The 5,532-nt window shown below is 38.0% G+C and carries 4 protein-coding genes and 2 pseudogenes; all 6 read right to left on the reverse strand.

Translation table 11 applies throughout. The features are described 5' to 3' along the window. Positions 1 to 375 precede the first annotated feature (375 nt). The 6 genes and pseudogenes from lysS to JCM13188_RS17060 all read right to left on the reverse strand — a co-directional run bounded on the left by lysS (position 376) and on the right by JCM13188_RS17060 (position 5,362). A pseudogene (lysS, locus tag JCM13188_RS17035) lies at positions 376 to 1,835 on the reverse strand (lysine--tRNA ligase). A 178-nt stretch (positions 1,836 to 2,013) separates the two neighbouring features. Then, positions 2,014 to 2,502 (reverse strand): 2-amino-4-hydroxy-6-hydroxymethyldihydropteridine diphosphokinase, encoded by a 489-nt coding sequence (folK, locus tag JCM13188_RS17040; RefSeq protein ID WP_054755029.1) that lies wholly within the window; start codon positions 2,500 to 2,502, stop codon positions 2,014 to 2,016. Further along, positions 2,495 to 2,866, reverse strand: a complete 372-nt coding sequence (folB, locus tag JCM13188_RS17045; RefSeq protein WP_054755030.1) for a dihydroneopterin aldolase — start codon at positions 2,864 to 2,866, stop codon at positions 2,495 to 2,497. The genes folK and folB overlap by 8 nt, the downstream gene beginning before the upstream one ends. Beyond that, positions 2,859 to 3,695, reverse strand: coding sequence for a dihydropteroate synthase (folP, locus tag JCM13188_RS17050; RefSeq protein ID WP_054755031.1), 837 nt, complete (start codon positions 3,693 to 3,695; stop codon positions 2,859 to 2,861). The genes folB and folP overlap by 8 nt, the downstream gene beginning before the upstream one ends. Positions 3,696 to 3,707: 12 nt before the next feature. After that, complete coding sequence (gene hslO, locus JCM13188_RS17055; RefSeq protein ID WP_054755032.1) at positions 3,708 to 4,577, reverse strand: Hsp33 family molecular chaperone HslO; 870 nt, start codon at positions 4,575 to 4,577, stop codon at positions 3,708 to 3,710. Beyond that, positions 4,570 to 5,362 (reverse strand): annotated as a pseudogene (locus JCM13188_RS17060) (type III pantothenate kinase). Before JCM13188_RS17060 ends, hslO begins: the two are co-directional and overlap by 8 nt. Positions 5,363 to 5,532: the final 170 nt, after the last annotated feature.

Genomic DNA, 5,532 nt, shown 5'->3' on the forward strand with positions numbered 1-5,532 from the left:
TTTATTAATATAACAACTTTTCAACTGAGTGTCAATAACTTTAAAGATGTTTTTTAAATCAATTAAAAGGTTGTTTTGTGTGACGCATTTCCTTAATGCGACGTTTAATAATTTATCACGGTTTTAAGAGTATGACAATAGTTTTTTAATCATTTTTTCAAAGTAAGTTTATTCAGAAATTTTATTCAGGTGCATAACAGTCTTTTATCCCTTGCACAGCAGTATTTCATGAAAATTCTACTTATCTATAGATCTTAGTAATAATGAAACAAGTTGTAAGATTGACTTATCAACTCTTTTAAAATTCTTCTAAAAATAAAAGCTACTCATCATACTCCCTATTAGAGTATAACAAGTAGCTTTAACTATACAAATTTATTGTCTGTTTCTCATTTGCGGGAATAACAGAACATCACGAATTGATGCTGAGTTAGTAAGAAGCATAACTAAACGATCAATTCCAATTCCTAACCCACCAGTTGGAGGTAGACCGTACTCTAGTGCTTCTAAGAAATCTTCATCCATTAAGTGCGCTTCATCATTTCCTTCTTCGCGTTCTTTCACTTGCGCTTCGAAACGTTCACGCTGATCAATTGGATCGTTTAACTCTGAGAACGCGTTAGCATGTTCGCGTCCTACGATGAATAGTTCGAAACGATCTGTAAAGCGCGAGTCTTCATCGTTCTTTTTAGCGAGTGGTGAGATCGCAACAGGATGACCATATATAAAGGTGGGCTGTATAAGAGTCTCTTCTACTTTTTGTTCAAAGAACTCATTTACTATATGACCAAATGTCATATTTGAATCCACTTCTACCCCGTGCTCTTTGGCAAGTACTTGAGCCTCTTCATCAGACAGGTCAGCCCAAAAGTCTACTCCTGTCACTTCTTTAATAGCATCAACCATGTGCCATCTCTTCCATTCTGGAGATAAATCAACTTCTTCTTCACCATATTGAACCTTCGATGTACCAAGCACTTCTTTGGCAATATGAGCAACTAAGTTTTCAGTAAGGTCCATAATATCATGGTAATCAGCGTATGCCTCGTATAATTCGATCATCGTAAATTCAGGGTTATGTCTAGTCGATACCCCCTCATTACGGAACACTCGTCCTATCTCATACACTTTCTCCATACCACCAACAATTAAACGTTTTAAATGTAGCTCGATCGCTATACGCATGTAAAGCGGTATGTCTAATGCGTTGTGATGTGTTACAAATGGTCTCGCTGAAGCTCCACCAGGAATGGCATGCATCATTGGAGTTTCAACTTCTAAGAATCCTTTTGGTCTAAATAGCGGCGCATAGACTGAATTATTTTACTACGAAGAATAAACGTCTCGCGGCTTTCTAGATTTGTTATTAAGTCTAAGTAACGCTGACGATAACGTTGTTCTACGTCTTTTAGTCCATGGAATTTCTCAGGTAATGGGCGAAGTGATTTTGTTAAAAAGAAAAATTCATCTGCTTTTACCGATAATTCCCCGACTTTAGTTTTGAACATGACACCTTTAACCCCTACAATATCGCCGAGGTCTGCCTGTTTAAAAACTTCATATGCTTCTTCGCCAATACGATCTTTACGAGCATAAATTTGAATTTGTCCTTCTAAATCCTGAATATGAGCAAAACCAGCTTTACCTTTTCCACGCTTAGTCATTATACGACCAGCAATAGTTACCGGAACTTCTTTTTCCTCAAGTTCTTCTTTAGAAAATTGGTCAAATTCAGCCTTTAACCCATTTGACAAATGTGTGCGCTCAAACTTGTTACCAAAAACATTAACTCCCTGTTCTTGTAACGCTCGCAACTTTTCTATACGTGTCTGCATCTGATCATTAATCTCTTCTGACACCGATCTCACCTCAAATTATAAAATTGTTCCATATATTGATGAAGTTTTTTATATCACTTCATTATAACTTTAAACTCACAATACGTTTTCTAACTGTACCATTACCTTTAAGGCCTTTCAAGTCCTACGTGGACGTTCAAACGCTTCTTTCTATTTACTCATTGTATACTCGAACCCCTGCCAAATCATCATCTGGTAAACTTTCTACCCAATCAGTAACGAATCTGCCGTTGACCTTTACTTTCGGCGCGACTTCTTTTAGTGGAATTAAAACGAACGCACGCTCAAGCATTCGAGGATGAGGAATCGTTAAATCATCAGTTTCCATTGATTGATGGTTAAATAATAATATGTCTAAGTCAATAGAACGCGGTCCAAAACGTACCGTTCTTTTCCTACCTAATTGTTGTTCGATTGATTGACATACCCATAATAGTTCGTGCGGCGACAAGTTTACCTTCACATGTACAACCATATTCAAAAAATCCGCTTGGTCTGTATAGCCGACTGGATCTGTTTCATAGATGGAAGATTGGCTGGCTAATTCAATTGCTTCATGATCTTGTAAACTTTTAATCGCTTGATACAAATGATTTTCTCTCGGTTCTATATTAGTGCCTAATGCGATAAAGGCGTCAATCATAATCCTGGCGCTCCCTGTAGATTTCAATGCCGACTGATTCATAATAACCTGGAATAGGCGGGCCAGGTTTATCAATATACACCTTAACAGCCTTTAATAGGTCAAAAGCCTGAAATAAAGATTGGGCAACTTGTTCAGCTACTGATTCAACTAAATCTTTTGCCTCACCTTCTACAACCTTTTGAACCACTTGATAAACTTGTCCATAATCAATGCTGTCATTCATATTATCAGAGGTTCCAGATGGTTTTAAATCAGCCATCAACTCAACATCAACCGTAAACCGTTGACCTAGCTTGTTCTCTTCTGGAAACAAGCCATGATAACCATAAAACATCATTCTATTTAAGATAACTTTATCCATGAATGAGCTCTCCTTTTCCAACCATGGCATCCATCATTTTAGTCGAGCGATGAACCTCTTTAACATCGTGAACCCTTACAATTTCACAGCCTTGCTGGATTCCGTAACATACGGTGGCAATCGTCCCCTCTAATCGTTCATCGACAGGGAGATCAAGAGCTTTCCCAATCATCGACTTGCGAGAGGTGCCAAGTAAAATAGGATATCCAAGGGCTTTTATTTCATGAAGCCTGCGCATAACGAGTAAGTTTTGTTCTAATGTCTTTCCAAACCCAACTCCAGGATCTAGAATAATTTTGTGGTCTTGAACACCATGTTTATGAGCAATTTCAATACTCTCAGCTAGGCTCTTTTTCATATCTTCAACGACATCGTCATATTTAGGTTCATCTTGATTATGCATCAAAATAATGGGAGCGTCGTGCTCTTTAGCTACAGCAGCAATGTCAGGGTCGTACTTCGCCCCCCAAACATCATTAATCATATGCGCACCAGCTTTTAATGCTGCATCTGCTGTCTTCGCCTTAAATGTATCAACTGAAAGTGGAACATCAATCTTATTAGTAAGCGATTCGATTACCGGTACTACACGAACAATTTCTTCATCAGCTGTAACTGGTTTATGACCAGGTCTAGTTGACTCACCGCCAATATCAATTATTTTCGCTCCATTTTGAACCATTTCTCTAGCATGATCGACTGCTTTTGATTCCGAATTAAATTTACCACCGTCTGAAAACGAATCAGGTGTCACATTTAGAATTCCCATCACGATGGTTTCTTTAGAAAAATCTAGTGACATATGCTCGTTGATTTGTAATTTCTTCATTTGAAACCCGTCCTATTGCTTTAATTTTTCTAGCTCATCTACTGTTAAATGGTACTGCTCATGACAAAATTGACATGTTGCTTCGGCTCCGCCGTCTTCCTCAATCATTTGATCAATTTCATCATTACCTAAACTTGCAATAGCTGTTTCAATTCGTTCTTTGGAGCATTGACATTTAAACTGAACATCCTGTTTAGCAAGGAGATTCCAGTTGCCTTCCGCAAAAAATTCATTAAGAATATCTTCCGGCGCATAGCCTTCACGAATTAGAGTAGAAATTGGTTTTATTTCTGACACTCTGTTTTCGACCTTTTTAACGGTTAACTCATCTGCACCTGGCATCATTTGTATAATGAATCCACCTGCAGCTAAGATTGACAGGTCAGGGTTTACTAGCACCCCTGCCCCCACTGCAGAAGGGACTTGTTCAGATGAAGCAAAGTAATACGTGAAATCTTCACTTACTTCGCCAGATACAATGGGTACTGATCCAGTAAAATTATTCTTAAGTCCTAAATCTTTTACAACACTTAACGTCCCGTTCGTGCCTACTGCTCTTCGCACATCTAATTTCCCTTGATCATTTAAGTCAAAGTTAACATGGGGATTTTTAACATATCCTCTTACATTACCGTGTGAATTACTATCAGCAATTAAATAGCCAATAGGGCCATCACCTTCTATTTTCGTTGTCAGCTTATCATCGCCTTTTAACATAAAGCCCATCATAGCTGTAATCGATATCGAACGACCTAATGCTGCCGATGCAGCTGGCCAAGTATCTTGTCTTCTGCATGCTTCGTGAACGGTATCGGTTGAACGAATAGCAAACGCCCGTACTTGTCCGTCAAAAGCTGTTGCACGAATCATATAATCACTCATGTTGTCCACCCTTTTCATTCTTATTAATACAATATATTTCGTAAAGTCCTTTCAGCGTTAATGCCGAATCTACATAATCAATCGTTTTGGAGCCTTTACCAATTAATTTAGCTAACCCGCCAGTTGCAATAACTGTTGGGGTTTGTTTGGCTCTAGCTTTCATTCTACCGACGACTTCGTCAACTTGCCCGACATAGCCAAAATAAATACCAGACTGCATCGCCTCAACTGTTGACTGACCTACGACATCGTCAGGGCGATTAATTTCTATTCTAGGGAGTTTGGCAGCTTTAGCATATAAAGCCTCAGTTGAGATCGAGATTCCTGGTGCAATAGCGCCTCCTTCATACTCTTCATTCTCATTAATGTAGCAGTATGTAGTCGCAGTTCCGAAGTCAATAATGACTAAAGGAGCACCATACTCCTTAATAGCACCGACTGCATTCACTATTCGGTCTGCGCCTATTTCATCTGGGTTTGGATAACTCATTTTCAAGCAAGTATCAACTTGTTTACTTCCTACAATTAATGGATCTATATGAAAATATCTTTCACACATTTTTTTGAAGAGAGAACATAATTGGAGGAACAACAGATGAAATAATGACACCATCAAAATCCTCAAATGTTAATCCATTGTGATGTAGTAAAGACTTGATTTGCATAGCGTATTCATCTTCAGTTTTATGACGGTTGGTTGCAATACGCCATTGATATTTTAGTGTTCCATGATCAAAGACACCTAATACGGTATTCGTATTTCCCACATCTAAAACAAAAATCATTTCGACAGCCCTTTTCTATATGAAATAAATGCTCTTAAAATTTTTATAGATTGCCACGTAAATCATAACATAAAATTAAGCTGGTTGTGGATTAGAAAGATTTACATCAGTGATTAAAACTTCTTATATTAGAAAATTACCTTACGAACATATAAAACCCCCGCCTAAAA

This window comes from Piscibacillus salipiscarius JCM 13188 (assembly GCF_001311865.1).
GTDB lineage: Bacteria > Bacillota > Bacilli > Bacillales > Alkalibacillaceae > Piscibacillus > Piscibacillus salipiscarius.